The 25,098-nt window shown below is 39.0% G+C and carries 21 protein-coding genes; 12 read left to right on the top strand and 9 right to left on the bottom strand.

The features are described from left to right. Positions 1 to 240: 240 nt before the first annotated feature. The 5 genes from J2Z32_RS12320 to J2Z32_RS12300 form a co-directional block, all read right to left on the bottom strand. Complete coding sequence (locus tag J2Z32_RS12320; protein ID WP_210089466.1) at positions 241 to 2,676, bottom strand: glycoside hydrolase family 94 protein; 2,436 nt, start codon at positions 2,674 to 2,676, stop codon at positions 241 to 243. A gap of 75 nt (positions 2,677 to 2,751) precedes the next feature. Continuing rightward, the gene (locus J2Z32_RS12315; RefSeq protein WP_342453955.1) at positions 2,752 to 3,825 is read right to left on the bottom strand and encodes a LacI family DNA-binding transcriptional regulator; all 1,074 of its coding nucleotides are present in this window, start codon (positions 3,823 to 3,825) and stop codon (positions 2,752 to 2,754) included. Between the two features lie 132 nt (positions 3,826 to 3,957). Further along, positions 3,958 to 4,392, bottom strand: a complete 435-nt coding sequence (locus tag J2Z32_RS12310) for a hypothetical protein (protein ID WP_210089464.1) — start codon at positions 4,390 to 4,392, stop codon at positions 3,958 to 3,960. 12 nt (positions 4,393 to 4,404) lie between these two features. Further along, positions 4,405 to 5,307, bottom strand: coding sequence for a molecular chaperone DnaJ (locus tag J2Z32_RS12305; RefSeq protein WP_210089463.1), 903 nt, complete (start codon positions 5,305 to 5,307; stop codon positions 4,405 to 4,407). A gap of 430 nt (positions 5,308 to 5,737) precedes the next feature. Continuing rightward, complete coding sequence (locus J2Z32_RS12300; protein ID WP_210089462.1) at positions 5,738 to 6,643, bottom strand: C40 family peptidase; 906 nt, start codon at positions 6,641 to 6,643, stop codon at positions 5,738 to 5,740. A gap of 203 nt (positions 6,644 to 6,846) precedes the next feature. Here J2Z32_RS12300 and J2Z32_RS12295 point away from each other — a divergent pair, with 203 nt between their 5' ends. Beyond that, the gene (locus J2Z32_RS12295; RefSeq protein WP_210089461.1) at positions 6,847 to 7,839 is read left to right on the top strand and encodes an aldose 1-epimerase; all 993 of its coding nucleotides are present in this window, start codon (positions 6,847 to 6,849) and stop codon (positions 7,837 to 7,839) included. A gap of 105 nt (positions 7,840 to 7,944) precedes the next feature. Here J2Z32_RS12295 and J2Z32_RS12290 read toward each other — a convergent pair whose 3' ends face one another. Continuing rightward, positions 7,945 to 8,271 (bottom strand): LytTR family transcriptional regulator DNA-binding domain-containing protein, encoded by a 327-nt coding sequence (locus J2Z32_RS12290; RefSeq protein WP_210089460.1) that lies wholly within the window; start codon positions 8,269 to 8,271, stop codon positions 7,945 to 7,947. A gap of 167 nt (positions 8,272 to 8,438) precedes the next feature. Between J2Z32_RS12290 and J2Z32_RS12285 the strand changes: the two genes are divergently transcribed. Further along, positions 8,439 to 9,509 (top strand): lactonase family protein, encoded by a 1,071-nt coding sequence (locus J2Z32_RS12285; protein ID WP_210089459.1) that lies wholly within the window; start codon positions 8,439 to 8,441, stop codon positions 9,507 to 9,509. 304 nt (positions 9,510 to 9,813) lie between these two features. Continuing rightward, a complete protein-coding gene (locus tag J2Z32_RS12280) occupies positions 9,814 to 10,896 on the top strand; it encodes an AI-2E family transporter (protein ID WP_210089458.1) in 1,083 nt (360 codons plus the stop codon). Positions 10,897 to 10,988: 92 nt separating this feature from the next. On the opposite strand, the gene J2Z32_RS12275 is transcribed toward J2Z32_RS12280, so the two are convergent. Beyond that, a complete protein-coding gene (locus J2Z32_RS12275; RefSeq protein WP_210089457.1) occupies positions 10,989 to 11,450 on the bottom strand; it encodes a hypothetical protein in 462 nt (153 codons plus the stop codon). A 123-nt stretch (positions 11,451 to 11,573) separates the two neighbouring features. Between J2Z32_RS12275 and J2Z32_RS12270 the strand changes: the two genes are divergently transcribed. The 6 genes from J2Z32_RS12270 to J2Z32_RS12245 all read left to right on the top strand — a co-directional run bounded on the left by J2Z32_RS12270 (position 11,574) and on the right by J2Z32_RS12245 (position 19,703). Beyond that, entirely contained in the window at positions 11,574 to 12,590 is a 1,017-nt protein-coding gene (locus J2Z32_RS12270) for an FUSC family protein (RefSeq protein WP_210089456.1), read from the top strand. A gap of 276 nt (positions 12,591 to 12,866) precedes the next feature. After that, positions 12,867 to 15,224: an RNA polymerase recycling motor HelD gene (gene helD / locus J2Z32_RS12265; RefSeq protein WP_210089455.1), complete on the top strand. Its 2,358-nt coding sequence runs from the start codon at positions 12,867 to 12,869 to the stop codon at positions 15,222 to 15,224. Positions 15,225 to 15,435: 211 nt separating this feature from the next. Continuing rightward, the gene (bcbE, locus tag J2Z32_RS12260) at positions 15,436 to 16,722 is read left to right on the top strand and encodes a bacillibactin exporter BcbE (protein ID WP_210089454.1); all 1,287 of its coding nucleotides are present in this window, start codon (positions 15,436 to 15,438) and stop codon (positions 16,720 to 16,722) included. A 146-nt stretch (positions 16,723 to 16,868) separates the two neighbouring features. Further along, positions 16,869 to 17,381: a DUF4865 family protein gene (locus J2Z32_RS12255; RefSeq protein ID WP_210089453.1), complete on the top strand. Its 513-nt coding sequence runs from the start codon at positions 16,869 to 16,871 to the stop codon at positions 17,379 to 17,381. Positions 17,382 to 17,470: 89 nt separating this feature from the next. Further along, the gene (gene rpiA / locus J2Z32_RS12250) at positions 17,471 to 18,145 is read left to right on the top strand and encodes a ribose-5-phosphate isomerase RpiA (protein ID WP_210089452.1); all 675 of its coding nucleotides are present in this window, start codon (positions 17,471 to 17,473) and stop codon (positions 18,143 to 18,145) included. Positions 18,146 to 18,599: 454 nt separating this feature from the next. After that, positions 18,600 to 19,703, top strand: coding sequence for a methyl-accepting chemotaxis protein (locus tag J2Z32_RS12245; protein WP_210089451.1), 1,104 nt, complete (start codon positions 18,600 to 18,602; stop codon positions 19,701 to 19,703). A 55-nt stretch (positions 19,704 to 19,758) separates the two neighbouring features. Here J2Z32_RS12245 and J2Z32_RS12240 read toward each other — a convergent pair whose 3' ends face one another. Then, positions 19,759 to 20,742, bottom strand: a complete 984-nt coding sequence (locus J2Z32_RS12240; protein WP_210089450.1) for a quinone oxidoreductase family protein — start codon at positions 20,740 to 20,742, stop codon at positions 19,759 to 19,761. Between the two features lie 115 nt (positions 20,743 to 20,857). Here J2Z32_RS12240 and J2Z32_RS12235 point away from each other — a divergent pair, with 115 nt between their 5' ends. Beyond that, positions 20,858 to 22,387 carry an alpha-N-arabinofuranosidase gene (locus J2Z32_RS12235; protein WP_210089473.1) on the top strand — a complete coding sequence of 510 codons (1,530 nt, stop codon included), beginning with the start codon at positions 20,858 to 20,860 and terminating at the stop codon, positions 22,385 to 22,387. A 26-nt stretch (positions 22,388 to 22,413) separates the two neighbouring features. Continuing rightward, entirely contained in the window at positions 22,414 to 22,689 is a 276-nt protein-coding gene (locus J2Z32_RS12230) for a hypothetical protein (protein WP_210089449.1), read from the top strand. A gap of 56 nt (positions 22,690 to 22,745) precedes the next feature. Here J2Z32_RS12230 and J2Z32_RS12225 read toward each other — a convergent pair whose 3' ends face one another. Further along, positions 22,746 to 23,654, bottom strand: a complete 909-nt coding sequence (locus J2Z32_RS12225; protein WP_210089448.1) for an ArsR/SmtB family transcription factor — start codon at positions 23,652 to 23,654, stop codon at positions 22,746 to 22,748. 151 nt (positions 23,655 to 23,805) lie between these two features. On the opposite strand from J2Z32_RS12225, the gene J2Z32_RS12220 reads away from it, so the two are divergent. Then, positions 23,806 to 25,095 (top strand): glycoside hydrolase family 27 protein, encoded by a 1,290-nt coding sequence (locus J2Z32_RS12220; RefSeq protein WP_210089447.1) that lies wholly within the window; start codon positions 23,806 to 23,808, stop codon positions 25,093 to 25,095. Positions 25,096 to 25,098 lie beyond the last annotated feature (3 nt).

Raw genomic sequence — 25,098 nt, 5'->3', positions numbered from 1 at the left:
ATAAAAAATTATCCCCTCAGAGTTTAGAAACAGAGGGGATACAATCATAACGTTTTTTTGTTTTTTAGACTGTCTACTTGACAGGGTGCAGTTCAGTTCTTTTAACAGCGCAGCTCTTTACTTATAAAGCAAGGAGAGAGACTGTTCTGTTGGACTAAAAGCGTAACCTATTTTGCTTATTAGCTAGTCTAAATGGCTAATGCTATTAAGATAAATATTGTGCTGAGCTTCCTTCTATCATTAACCTAAAACGACATGAACGTGGTGTGTGCCTCCATCACCAACAGGCGTAATAATATTTCCTGCAACGTCTTGACCGTTCAACGTCAAGCTTTTAACCCCTTTGCTTACGTGATTAGGATTACTAATTTTGATTACGTATGTGTCACCACGGAATACGCGTGTAATCTGGAATTCCTCCCAAGCTGCAGGGATACAAGGATCAACCTTTAAGCCTTTGAAGTCAGCTTGAATCCCTAAAATAGATTGGGTAATCGCTACATAGTTCCAAGCCGCAGTTCCTGTTAACCAAGAGTTTTTCGCTTCACCATGGCGAACCGCATCTTTGCCCGCAATCATTTGAGAGTATACATATGGCTCTGTACGGTGAATATCACTAATGTCCTCAAGGTAAGCTGGTGCAATTTTAGCATAAATATCAAAGGCACGATCTCCGTGACCCAGCACTGTTTCTGCGATCATAATCCAAGGGTTATTGTGACAGAAAATACCCGCATTTTCTTTATAACCTGGTGGGTAGGTGGAAATTTCACCTAGATTTAAATAATATTTAGAATAAGGAGGCTGCTGCAACACGATACCATATTTCGTATCAAGATGTTTTTCTACAGATTGTAGTGCTTTTGCCGCCTGACCACCCTCTACACCAATACCAGCCATGACACAAATCCCTTGTGGCTCAATAAAGATCTTACCTTCTTCATTTTCCTGACTACCAACCTTATCACCATAGTGATCATAAGCGCGAAGGAACCAATCCCCGTCAAAGCCATGCTCTAACGTAATGTCGGACATTTTAGCGATTGCATTTTCCGCCTTCACAGCTTCATCCTCAAGACCACGCATACGGCAAATTTCTGCATAATCAGGACCAACAAATACAAACAAACCAGCGATAAATACAGACTCAGCGATACGGCCTTCAATGTTTGCTGTCGTTTGGAACGATTCACCTGGTTCCTTCGAGAAGCAATTCAAGTTCAAGCAGTCATTCCAATCCGCACGACCGATTAATGGTAAACCATGAGGTCCCAAGTTATTGGTGACATGCTCAAAGGAACGTTTTAAATGTTCAAATAATGTAGCAGTGTTGTTCGGATTGCTATCAAAAGGCACTTGCTCATCTAAGATGCTTACATCGCCTGTCTCCTTAATATAAGCGGCAGTCCCAAGCACAAGCCATAATGGATCATCGTTAAAGCCGCTACCGACTTCGTTATTTCCTTTTTTCGTAAGTGGTTGATATTGGTGATAAGCACTTCCATCCTCGAATTGAGTTGCCGCTATATCAAGAATACGTTCTCTTGCACGCTCTGGGATTTGATGTACGAAGCCAAGCAAGTCCTGGTTAGAATCACGGAAGCCCATACCACGTCCAATCCCTGATTCGAAATAGGAGGCAGAACGAGACATGTTAAACGTAACCATACATTGATACGGATTCCAAATGTTGACCATCCGGTTAAGCTTATCATCGTTACTTTCAATTTGGTATTTGGATAAAAGGTTATTCCAATAAGCAGCAAGATCAGCAAGGGCAGCATCCACCTGTGCATCGGTTGCAAATTGCTCAATTATCTTAAGTGCTGGTTTTTTGTTAATCACGTTAGGCGCTTCCCATTTTTCTTCCTCGGGATTTTCAATATAACCAAGAATGAAAATAAAGCTTTGCTCTTCTCCTGGAGCAAGGGTGATGTTTAGCGCATGGGAGCCAATCGGAGACCAGCCGCTAGCGACAGAGTTAGAAGCTTGACCTGCGGCAACAACCTGTGGATGCTCAAGACCGTTGTAAAGTCCCACAAACGATTCGCGATCGGTATCGAAGCCATCGATTTTAGAATTGACAGAATAAAATGCATAATGGTTTCGGCGTTCACGATATTCAGTTTTGTGATAGATTACGGAATTCTGAACTTCAACCTCACCTGTACTTAAGTTACGTTGGAAGTTCGTCATATCATCTTGCGCATTCCATAAGCAAAACTCAGCGAAGGAAAATAGCTTTACAGACTTTTCGGTATTACCAGTATTTTTGACAACAAGACGATGTACCTCTGCATTATGCCCTAATGGGATAAAGGCAAGTTGATTGACTGAAATTCCATTACGCTCTCCAGTGATTGAGGTATAACCTAAACCATGACGGCACTCGTAGAAATCAAGCTCACGCTTTACAGGCATCCAGCCTGGTGTCCAAAAATCACCACCGTCATACAAATAATAATAACGACCATTAGAATCTAGTGGAATATTGTTATAACGATAGCGAGTTAAGCGACGTAAACGTGCATCACGATAAAAGGTGTAGCCTCCAGCCGTATTTGAAATGAGTCCAAAAAATTGCTCATTGCCTAAATAGTTAATCCAAGGATAAGGGGTCTCAGGGGTGTTAATGACATATTCCTTACGAGTATCATCAAAAGTTCCGTATTTCATAAATATAAACTCTCCCTTCGTTTGTGAACGCGCGTTTATTTTAATGAAAATTGAAACCAATATGTATCATATTGGTTAACAATCATGAAGCTGTGAACACGATTCTCGAATAATCAATTTGGTAGGAAAGCTCATGGTGCTAAAACTAGTGGATTCATCCTGACATAAACTTATGACCTTGTCTACTGCCGCTTTTGCCATCTCAGCAATAGGTAAACGTACAGTCGTTAGCTTAGGATTAATATGGGAGGCAAGGGTAGCATCATCAAAGCCAACAATGGATACATCGGTGGGTACCTGTAGACCTGATGCATTTAGCGCTTCAATGGCGGCAATCGCCATAGCATCATTAGCGCAAAAAAGGGCTGTAGGTAGCTCACCTCCAGCAATTAGCTGTTCTACAGAGCTGTAAGCGGTTTCCTTAAGGAAGTTACCCTCTAGCACAAACTTATCTTGAATGGGAAGCTCATGCTTTTGCATCGTATCCTTGTAAGCCATATGACGCTCACGGCCAGAGAAAGTATCCATCCTTCCACAAATTATCCCAATATCCTGATGACCTAGACCAATCAAATATTCCATCGCTTCGACAGTACCTTCATAATCTTTTGAATTAATAATAGCGAGGTGGTTTTTATCAAGGTGTTCAGACATAATTTCAGAAATATTATAATCAATAAGTACGAGGGGGGCATCTTGCTGCACCATCTCTGACACCAGATTGATATCATTCTGAATCCCTACTAAAATACCTCCATCTATTCTTTTTTGAGAAAATGCCTGCTTGACCTTATGAAAGTCATCAGGAGAATAGATCGTATGAATTAAAACATAAAAGCCTTGGGCATTCGCCGTATCAACAACAAGATCAACAATTGGTGCAAAATAGCTATTTTGATAAATCCGGCTTGCATGCTCCTGTTCACTCATACTGATGGCAAACAGCCCAATTGTATCTGTACCTTTGCCTGCTAATGCACGCGCAAAAGCATTTGGCTCATATTGATGCTGTTGAATGACCTCTAGCACCTTCTGACGTGTAGCCTCGGGTACATTTGGATAATTGTTAATGACACGGGATACCGTACTACGGGACACCCCGGCTAATTTAGCAATATCTTCGCTGCGCATGGTGATCCCTCTTTCTATAAACGCGCGTTTATAAAGTTATTGTAGATAAGATTTCTATATAATGCAACAATAACTTTTTGTGGGGATCAAAAAGAAAAGAACAGCTTAAGAGCTGTCCTTAGTTGATAATATAAATCTATGATATTGAGGTTATATTGATGATAATAATTCAAATAAGGTGTAATTATTTTTAGATAACGCGCCAAGTGGTATTGTATGTTCTATATAACATTTTAGGAGAGCAGAGAGCCAATCATTATTATAATTCACATGTAATGCATCCCCAATCAGTCCAAAATCATCAGAAATATATCCTGCTAGATCACTTGAACTGGTATAACGATACACCTTTTTGTACACAAGTTCGCGAAGTAAATCAATTTGCTGGTTCGTGATTTCATCTATAAAACTAGTTAGCTTTTTATTAGAAATGTCATCATACACTTTCATCCATTCATCACTAAACTGAGGTTCATCCCGATTATCTAGTAAATCATCGACATGAATAGTACCGAGTGCATGCTCAGATAACAAACGATCCTCTTTAACAAGCTGAATTAATTTGGGAACCAGTTCCTTCGTCATGATAAATACCTCTTAATTTTGTTTATTGTTTTGTAGAAAATGTTCAATGAATTGTACCGATTTTTCTATATTGGTGCTCCCATCACGAATCGTTAAAATGGCTTTGTCTTTATATAAAGGAAGCTCATTGAAGAGCGGGTTATCAGAAACATCAATTCCATAAATATGTTCCTTTTGGTCCTCTTCATTCATTAGCTTGAGCGCTGTTTTTTCATTGACAAGTGACTTCCATCTGCCTTCAACCTCTTCATCTAAGCTTTTAAAAGCACCCATTTTGCCAACCCACTCAAATGTAGTTTGATCTGTAACATAAATATCAGGGCGTTCAGTTGCTATTACTGTAAAAGCTTTTTGCTGATAAGCTAACGCATCTCCTGTTAACCCGTCTTTATTAGCAGGAGGCATATAGTTAACATCTAACTGAAATCGTTTATAGTTAGGAAATTGCTGTAATAGTGCTTTTTCCAAAGCTTCTGTTCCGCTATTTTGCTCGTGTTCCATAAAATTACCAATATATAATAACGATAAATCAACAGGAGGAAGTGCGGCTAGTCTTTTTTGTTCCTCTCTATGATTGAGGTAGGTAGTAAGGGCAACAATAACGACTACAACACTAATGATACTAACGAAAACTTTTGTCTTATGTAGTCTAAAAAAATCACTTGTTTTTTCAGCCTTGTTAGCAAACTTACCATACTTTCTATAGCGTTCTGCACTCATTTTTTCAATTTCAGCTTGTTCTTTGTAGTTAATAATAAATTTATATGCCTTTAGTTGCTGCTCAAAAATTGTTGCCTCTTCTCCAGACTTGCCCTTAGAGCGTCGTAATAACATTTCAAACGTTTTTTCAATTTCTTCTCTGGAAGCGTTCTCGGAAAGACCTAATGTTTCATAAGCCTGCTTTAAGTTCTCCATACCTATTCTCCTCATGTATATATATTAAAGTTAAACAATACCACGCAATCTACTCTACTAATTTCGTTGTGGTCATTTACGTGAGGTTAAGAGTAGCAAGAATTTATTCAGAATGCGTATAAGCATTATTATACTGTGTAATGAGGAGTAAAGGAAACTACGAGAGGGGAAAGTTTAACAATAAAAATAAATAAAACGTAGAGGATTGTTTTATTTATGGTTTGATCAAGTAAATTTAGTGTTGATAATCAACCTAACGCAGCGAAAGGGCAAGGGATTCTGGAGAAATGAAATGTTCGTATTTAAAACCAGATTCTAACTATCAATTTCTTTCAAAATGAGGAATCTGGTTTTAACAACGATCGGAAGAACCCTCTGTCCTGTAGCTCCATCTTCATAATTATCAACACTAATTTTTATTGAAGCAGATTTACAATACTCTACGCATAAACAGTAACATATCATGCCAATAGCCACTATCAACAGTGTTAATCGTTACACCCGGTTCTCCCCAAGTGTGAATGAAATTACCGCTGCCAATATAAATACCGACATGTCCAGGAACTTTGTCATTCGCAAATCGCCCAGGAACTGTGAAAAATATCAGGTCACCCACCTTGAGCTGGTCACGAGATACGGGGGTACCTACATTTGCTTGCTCTCGAGCTAACCGTGGCAAATCACTGCCAAAGTGACTTAATATATGCCGAGTATAGGAAGAGCAGTCAAAGGTTTTAGATTGCTCATATGGAGGGGCGCCAAATTCATAAGGAACACCAAGGAATTTTTTTGCATAGCTTATTAGCTCATCTTGATTTTGACCAATATCTAACACTTTAAAATTTCCGTTTCCTTGCTTTGGACTAACATTTCCGTTATTTAACTTAGCTTTATCCCATGCCTTTACTTGAATTGCCTGCTGTTGTGTATCTGCAACGATATCTGTCTGAAGCAGCTTTGCTAAAGCGTTAGGGGTCATGTATATTTTTTTGTTTAAATAAGTTGGAGCCTGGTCAAGCTGAATTGAACGTCCTAATGACATGGCAAATTTAGAATTAGGCTTCACCGAATACATAACATCAGAGTAACCAATTAGTGCATCTTGTTTGTCCATTTTCATCCGTAAATTTAAGCCCTTTACTGCATCATCTAACGGAATCCAAACCTGATTTTTATTATCAGTATGCAAGTTTGTATTAATTGTGGTTCCAGCAGCAACATTTTTATTCAAAATAACACTTGATCCCTCTGGACGACCACATGAAGCAAGAATCATCGTTAAAATAATTGTGGAAATTAGTGTTTTTTTAGTGCGTATCTTGTTAGCATTAGTCATTTTGAGCTGCACTCCTTCATTTAGACTGTATTTGAAGTATGCAGAAGATCAAAATTTTTATACGTCATTCACAAGATTTAAATATTTTTACGTAAAATGCTTTAGAAAAAGGGTTTAAAAGCTGAGGCGTCTAACTTAATATATAGTGGAGTGGCTAATTTTTTGAAACTAATCATGGGTTATTATAGGAGGAGTAGAAAGGTATGTCGAAATACGAAGCTAAAGAGCAATTGTTCCAAAATGAAAAGGCTATCGGTTTAAGAGCAGGGAAATACGAAGCTGTTATTTTGCCTGAATTAGGTGGTAATTTAATTTCATTTCGTGATGTCGAAAGCGATTACAAATTTTTGCGTGAACCACTAGAAGGACAAATGGATGATTTTAAAGCTCAACCAGGTATTTATGGTATTCCTGTGTTGTACCCGCCTAATCGTTATGAAGATGGGGAATTTCCATGGCGTGGACAGGTTTATCATTTACCGGTGAATGAGGCAGCAACAGGCAACCATTTACATGGATTTTTACATACATCTAAATGGACTGTTGAGCAATTTGGGACTACTGCATCTGAGAGCTATGTTACTGTCACTGTAAAAGTGGATGAGTACCATGAAATGTACCAATATCTTCCTTTTAAATTTACAGTTAAATTAAAATACACATTAAGCGAATATGGTTTGGCACAACACTTATTTGTTATAAATGAAGGTCAAAATGAGATGCCTTGCTTGTTTGCGTTCCATACAGCGATCAATGCTCCGTTTGCTACAGGCTCTGTTGCTAGTGATTACAAGGTAAAAGCAACGATTGGCGAACGCTGGCAAATGAGTGATCGGATGTTACCTACAGGTCAATATCAGCCTTTATCAAAGGAAGAAAAGCAAATGCAAGGAGAAGGCGTGTATCCATTTTTCACGTCTCTTGACAATCATTACACAGCAAAACCTCAAAACGGTCGAAATGTAATGGAGCTTACTGATACGAAATTAGGAGTTACACTTGTGTATGATGTTGGCACTTCCTATAAGCAATGGATGATCTGGAACAACGGAGCAAAAGAAGGATTTTTCTGCCCAGAACCACAAATTAATTTAGTGAATGCGCCTAAATCATCGTTATCAGCTGAAGAAATTGGTTTGTTTAGCTTGCAGCCAGGTGAAGTATGGGAAGAAACAGCTAGGCTTTATGTGAAATAATACAATACTGACCTCTTTAAGTTAAATAAGTTTAAATAAAAAAAGCGTAAACACCATCAAGTTTTCCGTAAACTTGTCGCGTTACGCTTTTTTTATATTTTGGAGCTACATGGATTTACGCCGCCGAATTTCTTCTACAGCTCTTCTTGATGCAGGAAGTGTCTTAATCCCATGAAATTCATCGCGGAATAGTAATGTAGTGCCTTGAATGGAGTGTACCTTGGCTACATTAGCATAGTATTGATTGCTCACGCGACAAAAAGCAGGATCGGCTAACAGGGCTGTAATTTGCTCAGGTGATAACGTCTTTTTTAAACTGTAGTTTTTACCATGAAAACAAACCATACCTTGCGAACCTAACTTAAAGAAATAAGTGTCATAAGGCTCAAGAGCCTCATAAACCGTTTGTTCCTTTAATTCAGCATGCATCATTCCAAATTTCCCCCTTTAGATGATGGATGTAAGCGTTTGCATTATAACATATTTTTTAAAATTTGTGTAGTCAGACTTTTATATTGTTTTGCAAAAAAATAGAAGATGGTATACTAATTATTAGTGATCAGAAGTAGTGTTACTTAAAACCTATTAGGAGGCACACCATGTCAGAACAAAATATTTTATTATTCGTTGGATCTTATGCAGAAAAAGAAGAAGCAGGTGTTCATGTTTATAGTCTTAACTGCAAAGAGGGTACATTTACCGCAGTTGATCAAGCAGCAGGCATGAAAAACCCAACCTTTGTAAATGTCGATGCAGCAAAGCGCAAGCTATATGCTATTGCTGAAACGACCACGGGGTCTGGAGATCGGACAGGCGAAGTTGTAACGTTTGATATTGCAAATGAAGGGCAGCTAACAGAGTTGTCTAGAGCAACAACCATTCAACCTACTGCATCACATGTTCAAAGAGATAGCAATAGCAAATATTTAATTTTCTCAGGATATCATGGTGGAAATGTAGGGTTACTTACAATAGAAGGACAAGGGGAAGCGGGTAAGCTAGTCGATGAGCAAATTCATCAGGGCCATGGTGCAGAACCTTCTAGACAAGATCGCCCACATCCACATTCCACACTTGCAACACCAGACAATAAATATATTTTAGTTGCGGATCTTGGACTTGATTTAGTGAAGGTATATGCATTAGATCAAGAAAACAATAAGCTAATCTTCCATAGTGAAGCAGCAACACCACCAGGGGCAGGTCCTCGTCATATGGCCTTTCATCCGAATGGAAAATTTGTTTATTCGATTAATGAAGTGAACTCTACAATTACAGCATTTGCTTATGATGAAAGCAAGGGTCAACTGACTGCATTGGAAACAGTGTCTACGTTACCAGCAGGCTTTACAGGTGAAAATTTGACGGCTGAAATTGCAATCACACCAGATGGACTTAATCTATACGGTTCAAATCGTGGTCATGATAGCATCGTCCACTTTAAAATTGATACTACGACGGGGGAATTGAGTCTTATCGGTCATGTTTCTACAGAAGGTGGACATCCACGACATTTTGCTGTGACTCCAGCAGGAAAGCACTTAATCGTTGCCAATCGGGATTCAAATAATTTAACTTTATTCACGATTGATGATCAGGGTAAGCCAAGTTATACTGGGCATTCTGTAACTGTGTCCAAACCGGTTTGTGTTCAGCCTATCGTGTTATAATTTGTTTAAGAAGGGGCCTGTGTTTTCTACTTGGTTAGAAAATACAGGTCATTTTAATGTATTTTTCAATTCATTTTTCAATAACATAAATTATGGGGACTTAATTAATCATAAAGAAATTCTTAATATTTCATAAGATGAGATGAATGACTTGCGTTAGAGGGATAAATTGAATTAAGATGAACAGTATAAGAATAAACAGTGCGGAAAAAGTCGATAATTGTCTTTTCTTAATATGTCATTAATGTGTCATTTATATGTTTATTTACATAATTATAGTGAGTAAGGGAGCAGAACAGTATATATGTCCTTTTTTAGAGAGCTTTTTCAGATGTCTGGATTTCGTCGGTTTTTAGCATTGCTGTTCGTAATTGTGGTGTTGTATTATTCACGTAGCATGCTAAACATGTTTTTAATTACCTTCATTCTTACGTATTTAATTAATCGACTGAATAATTTTATTTGTCGTAGATTAGATAAATTTTTTAAGGTGAATCGAAAAGTTATGGTGGCGCTGATTTATACCATTATCGTGACCTTATTAAGTGTAACAGTTTATAGCTACATGCCTGTTATTATTGAAGAACTAAATGATTTAATAAGAATGGTCATTAGCTTTTACGAAAAACCACCTGCCGATTTGCCTGACAATATTGTCATTAACTTTTTAGTGGATTCTCTTAAAGAAATTGATTTATCTGCCTACTTAGGTAGTGGATTTGATTTTCTAATGAAAACCGTAACGGACATTGGGAAATGGAGTATTAACCTGTTTGTTGCTGTTGTGTTAAGTTTATTTTTCTTATTAGAAAAAGAGAAGGTCACTTCTTTTACACAAAAGTTTAGAGAAAGTCGTGCCTCGATTCTTTTTGCAGATCTAGAGTACTTTGGTAAAAAGTTTGTGTTATCTTTTGGTAAAATCATTGAAGTTCAATTTCTGATTGCCTTTGTAAATGCAATTTTGTCTGTACTGTTTTTATGGATTTTCGGATTCCCTAATTTGATTGCACTTGGGATTATGATTTTCTTGCTAGGACTCATTCCTGTTATGGGTGTTGTTATTTCGTTAATTCCTCTATGTGCGATTGCATTTAAAATTGGAGGCTTAATAAAAATCGTTTATGTACTGGTCATGATTGCGGTTGTTCATGCACTTGAAACGTATTTCTTAAATCCTAAATTTATGTCCAACAAAACACATTTACCTATTTTCTACACTTTTTTAATTTTGCTTGTGTCGGAGCATTTCTTAGGGGTGTGGGGACTAATCTTAGGCGTACCGATCTTTATGTTTTTACTTGATATTTTGGATGTGCCAACAGGTCTTCATCCTCCAATTCCTAAGCCTAACTCGGAGTTGGTCATAAAAAATAATGAAGTAGAATAAGGGTAGGTATATAATAGAGCACGTAAAATAGAGCAGAAGAGGCAATGGACTTGTCTTCTTCTGCTCTTTGTTTGGCGCTTTTTAGTGGCAACCTAAATTGAATTGTTAGGTTGATTGTTTGAAAATTGAGGCTTCGGTACAGCATGTTGCCACTTGTGATGGATAGCTCGACTTAAAACATTAGGTAATTTCGCTTTTAATTGCTCTGCTTGCTCATGTGTCATTGATTTATTTAGAACAGCTTGGTTCAAATGCTCGTGTGCAAGTGTAGTTAATCTGTGTATATATTGTTGTTCAGTAATGCCCTTGGACTGAACGATCTGTAGCAAGGTTTTGCCCTGCTTTAGCTCAGCAATCAATGCTTGAGGTTGTATCCCAATCATAGCCGCAGTATCTTTCACAATAAATCCACCACCATGTAACTTGTGATGAGAATGATGCTTAGGATGGATCGGGTGCTGTGGATTTGCATACGCTGGAAACACCAAACTTGATAGGCTTATCATACTCATAAGCATGAATGCAATGAGCAACATAAATTTTGTTTTCTTCATGGATGAGTCACTCCTTTTATACATACCTTGTACAAGGTGGTATGAAATTATACGTAATAGGTGAAAGATAAGGAAGCCGCATAGTGAAGTAATATATAAGAATAAGAAAAGGGGGAGTGAAAAGTGACATTTGGCGCAAGAATGGTTAAAACTGGACTTGCAGTAACGCTTGCACTATACGCTGTAAGCTTATTTGGCTTATCTTCTCCCGTATTGGCTGGAGTTGCTGCCATTTTTGCGATGCAGCCTTCTATCTATCGATCTTGGCGATATTTAATAGACCAATTACAGACGAATACTTTAGGTGCAATTTTAGCCGTGTTTGGGGGTATGGTCTTATCCAATGATCCAATTGCTGTTGGTTTAGTATGTATTGTTGTAATAATGATCTGTCTGAGACTTAAAATGGGAGATACAATTGGAACTACACTTGTCACCGTCATTGCTGTGATGGAGGCATCAGGACAATGGGAATTTGCTTTGACTCGTTTTTCTTTGAGCTTAATTGGAATTTTAGCTGCATTTATTATTAACGTTACGATAGCTCCACCGAAACCAAAAGTGCAATTTAATGCACTTATTAAACAAACCTTTGATCGTTTATCGTTACTGCTTCGTACAGCAATTTCAGATGAGATTAAAGAAACGGTATTCCGAAATGAAAAAAGGGAACTGGAAAATGCAATTATATTACTTGTAGATAAATATAAGCTGATGGAAGAGGAGCAAAAAAAGCTCAAACGGTCTGTTTTCACACATGCAAGACAGCTTGTGGTGTACAAGCAGATGTTAAATACGCTCCGTAAAGGCTTTGATGTATTAGATTCGATTGAGCAGCATTACTTTCAAGCCGTTCGTACACCAGAGCTAAATCAAGCCTTTGATTTACATTTAGAAAAGCTAATTAAGTACCACGAGCATATTTTATGGAAATTTGATGATAAGCTAAAGCCTAACGATCATGAGGAAGCATGGATTGAACACGAAAATGATGAGTTTCTACGCAAAATGTTAGATAAGTATGCCGAAACAAGACATGGCGTTTTACGGTTATCGATTGTTTCTGCTGAAATTTACGAATATGGTCATCAACTGGAAAGACTTGATCGCTTGGCAAGGCACTCAGCTACAGAGTCGTAACAATAGATAAAAAAACAGATGAAAAAACCGTTCTTCCTAAAATGGTGATGGGGTTAGGCCCACATTAACTCATTTTAAGAAAAACGGTTTTTTGACATAAAAAAAACGATGCTTAACATCGAAATTAAGGTTGTTATTTATAAGGAAAATTGGTAAGATAATAAATGGACTGCACAATTAAAAACTAATCATACATTACTATTGTTAATAGTATAACATGCTTATTTTATTGTGTCAAGAATGGGTTTTGAAAATAACAATTGAGGTGTAAACAGTATGGATAAAAATGATCAAGCTTGGCAAGAGGAGCAGCAACGTGTTAATTATGTACAAGATTTGATTGTTTCCAAAATAAAGACGTTGGAGCAAGAAGCTAGTACGATGAGGGATGACGTCGTCTCGATGAGAAAGGATTTTTGGGATGAGGTTACCGTCAACTTTAGTGAGGCAGATGATTTAGGGGAAACCTCTACAAGCTTGCGTCAGCAATCACAAGTATTATCGCAACGCGAAAAAAGTCACCAGCATACTTTTGCCGCATTGGACAAAATGAAACGTCTACAGCAGTCCCCTTACTTTGCAAGAATTGATTTTGAGGAGGAGGGGGAACCAGCAGAAAGTATTTATCTGGGTATTGCTTCCTTGCTTGAGGATGATGATGAACAGTTTTTAATTTATGATTGGCGTGCGCCAATTTCAAATTTATATTATGACAGTGTGCCAGGGCAAACGTCCTATGAAACACCTTCAGGTACAATTTCAGGGGAAATGACACTAAAACGTCAGTTCGTCATTCATAATCGGAAAATTAAGGTGATGTTTGATACTGGAGTTACGATTGGAGATGAGCTGCTACAGGAGGTGCTTGGGCAAAGCTCTGACGCACAAATGCGTAGCATTGTAGCCACGATTCAAAAGGAGCAAAATTTAATTATACGTAATGATCGTAGTCGTCTGCTTGTTGTGCAAGGGGCGGCTGGAAGTGGTAAAACCTCTGCGGCATTACAACGTGTTGCTTATTTATTGTATAAGCATCGGGGAAATCTTACAGCGGATCAAGTTATTTTATTTTCACCAAACCCGATGTTTAATAGCTATGTTTCGTCTGTATTACCTGAGCTTGGGGAAGAAAATATGCAACAATCTACGTTTCAAGAGTATTTGGAGCGACGTCTTAGCAGGGAATTCCAACTAGAGGATCCGTTCGAGCAAATAGAATACGTATTAGCGAATGATGCTAATGAAGCTGAGTACCTGCATAGAATGAGTGGCATTCGTTATAAATCGTCAGTGGATTATCTTCATGCCATTACGAAATATAAATCACATTTGGAGTCTTCAGGCATGATATTCCGCCCTGTTCGTTTTCAAGGGAAGGTGATTGTGAGTAGTGAGGAGATGACGAAGCGTTTTTATGAATTTGACCCTGCGATTACGTTGGCAAATCGTTGTGAATTGCTTAAGGAGTGGATTTTGAAGGAGTTGGCTCAATTTACGAAGGAAGAAGCCAAGGAAGCATGGGTGGATGAGTATATTCAGTATTTAAGTAATGAGGATTACCAACGAGCCTATTCACGTATGCGTCGTAAGCAGCACGGCACTGATATTGGATTTGAAGATTATGAGAGCGAACGTGATATTTTAGCTAAAATGGTTATTAGTAGGCATATGAAGCCACTTCGAAAATGGATTAAAGGGATGCGTTTTGTTGATATTGTGAATTTATACAAGCAAATCTTTAAAAAAACTGAGCTAATTAAAACCTTAAGTAAGGGTAGTCAAGGAGCTATTCCACTGGACTGGACGGAGATTAGTGAAGCAACATTAGAGAAGATGAGCAAAAAAGAGTTGTTTTATGAGGATGCAACTCCGTATTTATACCTACGTGAGCTCGTGTTAGGCTTTCGTTCTAACAATTCTATTCGCCATGTCATTATTGATGAAGCGCAGGATTATTCACCGTTCCAGCTTTACTTTATGAAGAGATTATTTCCGCGGGCTAGAGTGACTGCATTAGGTGACTTTAATCAAGCGATTTATGCCCATTCGTCTGTGCTAGGGCAGTCTGAGCTTATTGGTGATATTTATGGAGAAGATGAGACAGAACTCATCACTCTTACTCAAAGCTATCGCTCCACAAAGGAGATAGTTGAATTTACATCCAAGATGGTTGAGTATGGTGAGCATATTAAGCCCTTTAATCGTGGCGGGGAGAAGCCAGAGCTCTACCCAATGCAAGGAGCAACTGAAATGCTGAATTCCATTAGCAAAAAGCTGACCCAATTGCAACAGCAGGGCTTTGAAAGCATGGCAGTAATTTGTAAAACGGCTGCTGAGGCTAAGGCGGTGCATGATCAGCTTTCTGCACAGCATGAAGCGAAATTAATTAAAAAAACGACGCTTTCCTTTGAAAAAGGGATCCATATCATTCCTGCTTATTTAGCAAAAGGCGTGGAGTTTGATGCCGTGCTTATTTATAACGGCTCGAATGAAAGCTATACACGAGAAAGCGAAAGAAAATTGTTTTATACCGCTTGTACTCGTGCGATGCATTTGCTTCATATTTATTATGTTGGGGAACCAAGTCGGTTTATGCTGGAGGCTTCACCTGCGCATTATAGCATTATAAATTGATGAATGATAGATAAATACGATGTACTACGCATTATGCAATGCATTAGGAATAATTTCGTATTAATAAACCACACTAACCTTTAATAAGTTGATTATCGACTGAATGATTGTACACAGCGTTGTCATTACAATGTAATTAATATTGCAGTTAATATTTACATTGACTATAATTGGCAACATGCTGGGTACATAGAAAGGTTGGCGCTTGGTTATGGATAACAAAAAAGGGGATTTATTTGCACTTGCCTCCATTCCGCTCATTATGACCTTGGGCAATTCCATGTTAATCCCTGTGTTGCCTTTAATAGCAAAAGAAATAGGAATTTCCTCTTTTCAAGTAAGCATGCTGATTACCGTTTATGGCATCGTTGCAATCCTGTTAATTCCTATTGCAGGTTATTTATCAGATCGCTTTGGACGCAAAGTGGTCATTATCCCTAGTCTTATCATTGCTGGCGTAGGTGGTGCGATTTGTGGGGTTGCAGATTGGTTTGCAAATGGAATGGCTGTATATTGGATAATTTTAGGGGGGCGGTTTTTACAAGGCATTGGTGCGGCTGGTGCTTTCCCCATTGTCATCCCTTTAGTTGGCGACATGTTTGAAAGTGAAGAGCAGGTAAGTCATGGCTTAGGTATTATTGAAACGTCAAACACATTTGGTAAAGTGTTAAGTCCAATTCTAGGCGCTTTACTTGGGGCTTGGATCTGGTATGTACCTTTTCTTGCGATTCCTGTCTTGTGTATTATTTCATTAATTCTTGTTATTTTCATGGTGAAGGAGCCAGAGCATAAGGAACCACCACAGTTAAAGCAATTTTTAGGGTCTGTTAAGGCTGTATTTAAGGATAAGGGGCGCTGGCTGTATGCGATTTTTGCTATCGGCGGCATTTGTATGTTTTTATTGTTTGGTGTGCTGTTTTATTTATCTGAGAAGCTGGAGACAAGCTTTAACCTACAGGGTGTCGTAAAGGGACTAGTGCTTGCCATTCCACTTGCAGTATTATGTCTTGCTTCATATTTTACAGGTAGATGGATTGGCGAGAATAAGCCGCTGATGAAATGGCTTGGTGTAATTGGATTAGTGTTAGCTACGGCGGCCTTGTTTGGTGTGAGCCTCTTTAGTCAAATTTATTTTGTAATTGCTTGCCTTGTTGTCTGTGGGCTTGGGATCGGGATGGTGCTTCCTAGCTCTGATGCTTTAATTACCGAGGGGATTGAGAAAAAGCTCCGGGGAACAATTACTTCAATATATAGCAGTATGCGTTTTATTGGGGTTGCTCTCGGTCCTCCTGTGATTTCACTTTTAATGCAGACAAGTCATGCGATTATGTTTAGTGTGATTGGTGCTGTTTCTCTCATCGGTGTGTTGTTGCTGTTGTTTATGGTGAAGCCGGAACCAGACGACAAGGGGGAGAAGAAATCTAGAGGAAACACAAAAGGAAATGCCAAAGGAACTCAAAAGCGAAGTGTGGCGACGTCAAAGCCTCGGCTTCAGTAACGTCGGATCTGCTTTATCATTTCGTTCATGAATTAGTGATCTAACTCTAACTCTAGCTTATGCTTTAAAGTGCATGGGCTGGAGTTTTTTTATTGGTATGCTGGATTTAATTTTGTATAATGGAAGGCGAAGGGAAGTGAATATGAATGATTGGTATGCAATATGAAATTACATTGCCTAATGACTATGATATGAACGTGATTCGTAAAAGGGTAGCAGATAATGGGGCTAAAACAGATGGCTTTCAAAGCTTAATATTTAAAGCTTATTTGATTCAGGATGAGCCAACTCAAAAGACATATGCACCACTGTACCTGTGGAATAATCAAGATGGAATGAATAAATTTATATTTGAAGGTTATTATGACAACATATTAAAATCTTTTGGTTGGCAAAAAATTAAAACCACTGTACCTGCAAAGGTAAACATTCATCACGACCTAGCTAAATGCAAGTATGCTACCATTTCCAAAAAAAATATCGATAAAACAACATCACTTGCCTCTTTCCGTTTTGACTCTGGATTGCAAAATAATAGCGTTTGTCAATTAGTGCTGTATAATCCTGAAAAATGGGAATATGAGGTTGTGGATTTCTATATTCAACGTCCGAGTGATCATTCTGGAGAAATCTTTGAAATTTTGCATATTTCACAATAGTGTTTAACTGTACTGCGATTTCTGCTATTATATTTCGTGAACTGTTTGGTTTAGGTCAAGTTTACATATATCAGGGAGGTTATTAGATTATGAATGCAAAGCAAGCAGCAGGATATCGTGCGGCAGAATTCGTTGAAGATGGCATGGTGATTGGACTTGGAACAGGCTCTACTGCGTTTTATGTTATAGAGAAAATTGGACAACGTGTAGCAGAGGGGTTAAAGGTGTCTGCAATTGCTACATCTAAGGCTTCCGAGGAATTAGCACGTAAAAATAATATTCCTTTAATCGAAGCTGCGGATGTGACGGAGCTTGATTTAGCGATTGATGGTGCAGATGAATTTGATCCAAGCTTAGCCTTAATAAAAGGTGGCGGCGGTGCATTGTTACGTGAAAAGCTAGTTGCGATTAACAGTAAACGCTTTATCGTTATTGCTGGTGCAGATAAACGGGTTGAGCATTTAGGTAAGTTCAAGTTGCCGATTGAAATTATTCCTTTTACGTATGAATGGACCTTAAATCAATTACGTAAAAAATATGATGTGCCTTTTGAAATGCGGATGAACAACGATGAGTTATATGTAACGGATAATGGTAACTACATCGTAGATGCTTCCTTTGAAAAAATCGAATCACCTTCCACTCTAAGTGAAGAACTAAAGGCAATGGTGGGGGTCGTGGATCATGGCTTGTTTGTGGATATTGCTGAGCTTGTGATTGTAGGTTATGACGATGGTAGCACAGAGATTGTTAACAAAAAATAATAGGCTCTAAATAAAAATTAGTGGTTGACTATGTGACCTTAAAGGCGGCCGCTATCGCTTTTCCAACATCTCTTTGCCCCTTCGCTTGTTTGAGGTGTTCTCAACCACTAATTTAAATAAAGAGCCAATATATAGAAGGGGAATTTATACAGGGGAGAAGAAAAGAAATTTTTTCTTCTTTTTTTTGACTTTTTTGTGTTTTTACATAAGGAAAATATAAATGGTTGTTGGAATTAACAATAAATCGCTATGATGTTCCCATCGCTAGAACTAGGGCGTGTCTAAAAAGTCAGCAGGGAGTATATATTGGCGAATTTTTGCTTCATACAAGGCACTTTTTCGCAGGCTTACCGGGGTAAGTCAAGGAAAAGTAACGCAGTAGGAGGCGAAAAGGCGGTAATAGATGACCTTGAGTGAGTTTTCAGACACGCCCTAGTAAAAGGGGGGCTAAAGTATGATATCAGCAGAACACCCATTATCGATCAAAACAAATGATAGAAAGCTCATTACCCATTATGTGCCTTACAGAAAGGTGCCAATCATAGAAAAGGAAATGTGCTGCAAGGAGCTATTAGCTCTTTTGAAAAAAGAGGCAGATATCCCTTGTGTAATTGTAGTTGATAATGAGCAACCATTAGGAATAATTATGAGAGATAATTATAGTCGGCACTTTACTGGCAGATTTGCGGCTGCCTTATTTTATGATAAACCTGTATCCATCTTTGCAGACCTACATACGTTAGTGATTGATCTAGAAATGCCTGTCGTAGACATTATTAATCAAGCGATGCTGCGGGAGGACGAACGTTTTTATGACTGTTTGCTTGTGAAAGAGGGAGAGCACATCCTTGGCGTACTTACTATTCGTGATATTTTAGCCGTAATGCAGCAGCTGCAAAAGAAAGCGGATAAGCATCGAACTGATGTAGTAAAGCAAAGCTATGAAGGAATTCACCAGATCAAGCATACAGTACAATTAGCCGTACAGGAAGCAATGGAAAGTATAAGTTTAACCCATGTTATGAATGAATGGTCAGGGCAAGGCAAGGTCGCCTTGGAGGATGTATTGCTTTCATATCGTGCGGTGGAGCAAAAGATGAAACGACAGCAAGAACAGATCAACGCGCTGATGCAAGCGTTAGAAAATATTGAACAGATGGCAACTTCAATCCGTTTGCTCGCAGATCAGAGTGGATTGCTTGCCCTTAATGCCTCTATCGAGGCAGCGCGAGCGGGGGAACATGGACGGGGCTTTCAGGTGGTATCCCATGCTGTTAAGGACATGTCTGAACAAACCAAACAATTTTCAACTCAAATTACAGGTTTGCTTGTAGAAATTGGGGATAAACTTAACGATACTGTTACATTGTCAGATCAAAGCATGCAGCAAATTAGTGATAGTGCAAAATATATTTCCGCTGGAAGCGAGGCCTTTACGCAGTTACTACAAGCTGCCGCACAGATCGAAGCTAAAACCAATGAGATGTCTTGCTCTGCTAAGGAGGCAGCTCAAAATGCGGTTATGATCGCAGACGAGCTGGAGCAAATGCTTCTTTAAGCTTGTTCTAGCTCAATCTAGCTTAATCTTACTATTCTGGCTTGCTCTAGTTATTCTAAATCCCCATTGTATAAAGCACAATTTTACCTGTACTTTGCCTGCTTTCTATAAGCTGGTGTGCAGCTGCGGCATCTGCTAGAGGCATTTTTTTGCTAATTTTAATATGAAGTTGTCCACTTTCTAGTAGTCTAAAAACTTCTCTAGCGATGCCCTGTAGAGACTCTGGTTGTTCTTTGCGTGTTGTCGCAAAACTAAAACCAAGTACGGAACGACAGCTTGAATGCAGTTGGTCTGTAGTGAGCTGGGCATATGTTCCACTAGAATTACCAAAAACGACTAGACGTCCATAATTACATAAGCATTGCATGCTTTGTGCTGTAATCGTTCCACCCACAGAATCGAGTACGATATGAACACCTTTGCCATTGGTAATCTCCATCACTTTGTCTGAAAATGATTCATCTGAATAGCATACAACGTGATCAGCACCAGCTTCGAGGGCAACTGGATATTTATTTTCATGACCAACAGCCCCAATGATCATATTTGCACCCAATGCCCTCGCAATCTGTATTGCAGTTGTGCCAACACCACCTGAAGCAGAATGAATCAAGACGTTTTCTCCAGCCTTTATTTTAGCGATGTCTGCAAGTAATTTGTAGGATAAGAAGGAAGTTATTCCACATGCGCCAGCCACATCAAATTCAACGAAATCAGGCAGCCCAAACGTTAGATTTTCATCGGCAACAACATATTCTGCATATGAGCCCTCATGTGGAAAGGCTAGTACCCTTTGACCAATAGAAAGTGAGGTGACCTCGTCTCCTATACGTTCAATGATGCCTGCAGCCTCTAATCCTGGAATAAAGGGGGGCGTTTTTTGTCCTTTGTTTCCATACCTTGCTTTAATATCTCCGAAATTCACACTTGTTGATTTGACAGCGATTAAGACCTGCTTTGAAGTCAGCTTAGGGACATTAACATCTACGTATTTCATATGCTCTGTGGAGCCAAACTCGGTGATCTGAATTGCTTTCATTGGATAACTCTCCTTATTTGCTGGAAGTATGCAATCTATGATTTTAATTTACTTGATTGAGATTGACGATACAATAGTAACGTTTTATAATATTAATAAATTCATTAATCAATTAATGTTTATATTAATCAATGGAAGGTGGCTTTTTAATTTGACTTCACAAGGTATCCTTAATGGAGATGTACGTAAGGGCGTTATTGATAAAAATATTTATGGTCATTTCTCTGAGCATCTAGGACGTTGTATTTATGAAGGTATGTGGGTAGGGGAAGATTCTAAAATCCCGAATACAAAGGGAATTCGTAACGATGTTTTGGAAGCGCTTAAAAATTTATCTATTCCTGTGCTTCGTTGGCCAGGTGGTTGCTTTGCGGATGAATACCATTGGAAAGATGGTATTGGTGCACCTGAAAATCGTAAAACGATGGTAAACACACATTGGGGTGGCGTTGTAGAAAATAATCACTTTGGTACACATGAATTTATGATGCTGTGTGACATGCTTGGCTGTGAGCCGTATATTAACGGGAATGTAGGTAGCGGTACAGTGCAAGAGATGGCGGAGTGGGTAGAGTATCTTACATTTGAAGGTATTTCTCCTATGGCTAAATTACGTGCTGAAAATGGACGTCAAGAGCCTTGGAAGATTAAATATTTTGGTGTTGGTAATGAAAACTGGGGTTGTGGCGGCAATATGCGTCCGCAATATTATGCTGATTTGTATCGTCGTTACCAGACCTACGTTCGTAATTATGGGGACAACAAAATTCATCGTATTGCCTGCGGACCTAACGTAGACGATTACAACTGGATGGAAGTACTTATGCGCGAAGCTACACCTTATATGGATTCCATTACGTTGCATTATTATACTGTTCCTGGCCCACGTTGGGAGGAAAAGAGATTTGCGACTGGTTTTGCTGAGGATGAGTGGTTTGAGACGCTAGACAAGGCATTGCATATGGATGAATTAATTACACGTCATAAAACGATTATGGATAAATATGATCCTAACAAACGTGTAGGCTTGATTGTAGATGAGTGGGGAACTTGGTATGAAGTTGAGCCAGGAACTAACCCGGGATTTTTATATCAACAAAATAGTATTCGGGATGCGCTTGTAGCCGGTGCTACGTTGCACATTTTCCATAATCATAACGATCGCGTACGCATGGCGAATTTGGCGCAGCTTGTTAACGTATTACAGGCAGTTATTTTAACCGAAGGCGATAAAATGCTGAAAACACCAACTTATCATGTGCTTGATATGTTTAAGGTGCATCAAGATGCAGAACGACTTGATTTATCCCTAACTGCTACTAGCACTTATAAGTATGGAGATAAGGAAATTCCAGAGGTGTCTGTGTCGGCATCGATCAATGCAGAAGGAACGATTCATATTAGCTTGTGTAACTTGAATCCAAATACTGCATCTAACGTTTCACTACAGCTACGTGGTGTAGCAACGGATAACGCTAAGATTACAGGAACTACGCTGACAGGTGATACTATGGACGCGCATAATACATTTGACCAAACTGATCGTGTTGCACCTAAAGCATTTACAGCGTTTAAACTAGAAGCAGGAAGCTTAAGCATTGAGTTGCCAGCCATGTCTGTCACTATGCTTGAACTAAAGGCTTAATGCAAAGCAGACAGGAGGGGAGTGCCATGACTCAAGGATGCAAAGGGTGCAGTCCAGAGTTTCAAGTTACAGATGAACGTATTCGGCGTATTCTTGATCAAGCCTCCTTATTTCCGCCTGAACGTTGTGTATCAGATGAACAATATCAAGCGCGTTTGGCTAAATGCGCAGATTGCCCTAAGCTACAGGATGGCATCACATGCTTGCTATGTGGTTGTCTAATTCCAGTTGTTGCGAAATGGAAGGATCGTAGCTGTCCCATGCCAGGAGATAACCGATGGGAAAGTGAGCTAACCAGTTAAATCATAATTAAAGAGCCTACCATTTGTAGTGGATAGGCTCTTTGGTTTAATAACGTTTATTCTTCATAATACGTTTTAAAAGTAATATCCTGATTGTAGTTGCCAAAGCCTTTACCGTACAAAGTAAAGCCACCGACATTTTTAGCATCATGTTCAACAGCAAAACGTAAATTCCAGCTGTTACGGGTTTGCTTTAAATCTTGAAGGCTCGTTTGTGAAATTTGTTGACCATCGATAAACGTACCTTCATCGCTAATTCGTATAATTTTCAGTAAGCCGTATTGATTCGTATTGTCGGACCACCATTTAGGTGTATACGTGCCACGACCGTTTCCAGAGTCACCAGGACTAGTCCAGAAGCCAAGTGGAATATCATTTAAGTAGAAAGAAATATCGGAAGGCCAATTTTCAGCAATGCCAGGTGCTTCAGAGCTAATTTCCATCGAAATTTCAATTTCGGTTAACCGTTGCGAGGACAACACATAGTTTGGAATGTGATATTCTACGAAACCTGTTCCGAACCACAAAATGTTCGCATCTACCCGCTCTGGATCGTAAAAATAACGGGGCTCATCAAATTGACCGATAACTTTTTCTGTTGTAGCCAAGCCACAGGTAGGCTCTACTGCAAACTTCATGTAATGCCCAACAGGAATAGACACTTCATGGAAATGACGCATCGTTGTATTTTGAGTAGGAAATAAAAGCTGAACTCCTTCTACACAAAGGCGATTAATTTTATGCGTACCACCATTAATACGCTCAAGCTTAGATTCGACAATGCCTGCTTCTTGAAGCTTGCGAACATGTGAGGTCACAATTGCGCTACTTATATGTAAATTGGCAGCGAGGTCTTTGTTATTCATAGGCTGTTTAGCTAGCAATTCAATCATTTTGAGTCTAACATCACTAGCGAGCGCTTCATATAAGGGCAGCCATTTTAAATCGGTTGAAGCTTGAATCATGTATCATTCCTCCATGAATTAATAATTGAATTATATCATTAATGAATATATTAATCCAAGCGTTAATAAAAATATGCAAGTGTCAAGGACTATTTTCTAAATAGAGCCTCAAATATGAATCCAAATTTATATGATAAGGATGGTATAAAAAATGGGAACACAAATGACTAAAGTTGCTGTAACACCACCTATGGGCTGGAATAGCTGGGACTGCTATGGAGCTAGTGTAAACGAAGAAGAAATTCGCGGCAATGCAGAGTATATGGCTACCCATCTTAAGCAATATGGCTGGGAGTATGTCGTTGTGGATATCCAGTGGTATGAGCCTGGCGCGTACTCTCATGAATATCGTTCATTTACTGAGCTTGAAATGGATGAATATTCTAGGCTTATGCCTGCGGTGAATCGTTTTCCGTCTGCGCAGGATGGCAAGGGCTTTAAACCGCTTAGTGACTATGTGCATGATCTTGGTTTAAAGTTTGGTATTCATATTATGCGTGGTATTCCTCGCCAGGCAGTTCATAGAAATACTCCGATTTTAGGAACAACGGTTACTACACGACAGATCGCCCATCCGAATTCAATTTGTCCATGGAATACTGACATGTATGGGGTTGATTGTACAAAAGAAGGCGCACAGCAATATTACAATTCATTATTTGAGCTGTATGCGCAGTGGGGTGTTGATTTTGTAAAGGTAGATGATATCGCCGCTTCAAGGTTATACGGCATTCACGATCAAGAAATCCAAATGATTCGTAAAGCGATAGATCATTGTGGGAGACCAATGGTGTTAAGCTTGTCCCCTGGGCCTGCACCAAGAGAAGAAGCTGAGCTGTTAACAGAAAATGCAAATATGTGGAGAATGACGGATGATTTCTGGGATTCATGGCGATTGCTCGCAGATATGTTTGAACGTTGTGAAAAATGGGAAGGGATCAGCGGGGAAGGGAATTGGCCTGACTGTGATATGTTACCTTTAGGTAATATTCGGGTTCGTACTCATTCTGATCATGAACCTAAATGGAGTCAATTTACACAAGATGAGCAAGTGACGATGATGACGTTATGGAGTATTTTCCGTTCGCCTTTATTTTTTGGCGGGGAGCTACGTAACAATGACGAATGGACACTACAGTTAATTACGAATCCTGAAGTCATCAGAGTAACGACACATTCCCAGAAAAATAAGCAAGTGTATCGTACTGATTCGCAGGCGGTATGGACTGCAATGGATGAAGATGGCAGTATTTATGTAGCGATGTTTAACCTTAGTGAGCAAAAAGAGCAAGTAAAAGTGAGCTTCTCTGAGTTAGGATTAGCTGAGCATACGAACTATGCTGTTCGCGATTTATGGCTAAGAGAAGATGTAGGCACGAAATCAGAAGGGTTACAGGTAGAGCTAGCAGCGCATGGAGCAGGATTTTTTAAACTTACATGACCA

The sequence above is a fragment of the Paenibacillus turicensis genome (assembly GCF_017873435.1).
Classification (GTDB): domain Bacteria; phylum Bacillota; class Bacilli; order Paenibacillales; family Paenibacillaceae; genus Fontibacillus; species Fontibacillus turicensis.
Note: the sequence above shows the minus strand (reverse complement) of the source record. Positions and strands in the feature narration are given on the sequence as shown.

Bases quoted from the DNA above. Each gene is read 5' to 3' on its own strand.
- J2Z32_RS12320 (WP_210089466.1), bottom strand. From the start codon at position 2,676: ATGAAATACGGAACTTTTGATGATACTCGTAAGGAATATGTCATTAAC.
- J2Z32_RS12310 (WP_210089464.1), bottom strand. From the start codon at position 4,392: ATGACGAAGGAACTGGTTCCCAAATTAATTCAGCTTGTTAAAGAGGAT.
- J2Z32_RS12305 (WP_210089463.1), bottom strand. From the start codon at position 5,307: ATGGAGAACTTAAAGCAGGCTTATGAAACATTAGGTCTTTCCGAGAAC.
- J2Z32_RS12300 (WP_210089462.1), bottom strand. From the start codon at position 6,643: ATGACTAATGCTAACAAGATACGCACTAAAAAAACACTAATTTCCACA.
- J2Z32_RS12295 (WP_210089461.1), top strand. From the start codon at position 6,847: ATGTCGAAATACGAAGCTAAAGAGCAATTGTTCCAAAATGAAAAGGCT.
- J2Z32_RS12290 (WP_210089460.1), bottom strand. From the start codon at position 8,271: ATGATGCATGCTGAATTAAAGGAACAAACGGTTTATGAGGCTCTTGAG.
- J2Z32_RS12285 (WP_210089459.1), top strand. From the start codon at position 8,439: ATGTCAGAACAAAATATTTTATTATTCGTTGGATCTTATGCAGAAAAA.
- J2Z32_RS12280 (WP_210089458.1), top strand. From the start codon at position 9,814: ATGTCCTTTTTTAGAGAGCTTTTTCAGATGTCTGGATTTCGTCGGTTT.
- J2Z32_RS12275 (WP_210089457.1), bottom strand. From the start codon at position 11,450: ATGAAGAAAACAAAATTTATGTTGCTCATTGCATTCATGCTTATGAGT.
- helD (WP_210089455.1), top strand. From the start codon at position 12,867: ATGGATAAAAATGATCAAGCTTGGCAAGAGGAGCAGCAACGTGTTAAT.
- bcbE (WP_210089454.1), top strand. From the start codon at position 15,436: ATGGATAACAAAAAAGGGGATTTATTTGCACTTGCCTCCATTCCGCTC.
- J2Z32_RS12255 (WP_210089453.1), top strand. From the start codon at position 16,869: ATGATTGGTATGCAATATGAAATTACATTGCCTAATGACTATGATATG.
- rpiA (WP_210089452.1), top strand. From the start codon at position 17,471: ATGAATGCAAAGCAAGCAGCAGGATATCGTGCGGCAGAATTCGTTGAA.
- J2Z32_RS12245 (WP_210089451.1), top strand. From the start codon at position 18,600: ATGATATCAGCAGAACACCCATTATCGATCAAAACAAATGATAGAAAG.
- J2Z32_RS12240 (WP_210089450.1), bottom strand. From the start codon at position 20,742: ATGAAAGCAATTCAGATCACCGAGTTTGGCTCCACAGAGCATATGAAA.
- J2Z32_RS12235 (WP_210089473.1), top strand. From the start codon at position 20,858: ATGTTTATATTAATCAATGGAAGGTGGCTTTTTAATTTGACTTCACAA.
- J2Z32_RS12230 (WP_210089449.1), top strand. From the start codon at position 22,414: ATGACTCAAGGATGCAAAGGGTGCAGTCCAGAGTTTCAAGTTACAGAT.
- J2Z32_RS12225 (WP_210089448.1), bottom strand. From the start codon at position 23,654: ATGATTCAAGCTTCAACCGATTTAAAATGGCTGCCCTTATATGAAGCG.
- J2Z32_RS12220 (WP_210089447.1), top strand. From the start codon at position 23,806: ATGGGAACACAAATGACTAAAGTTGCTGTAACACCACCTATGGGCTGG.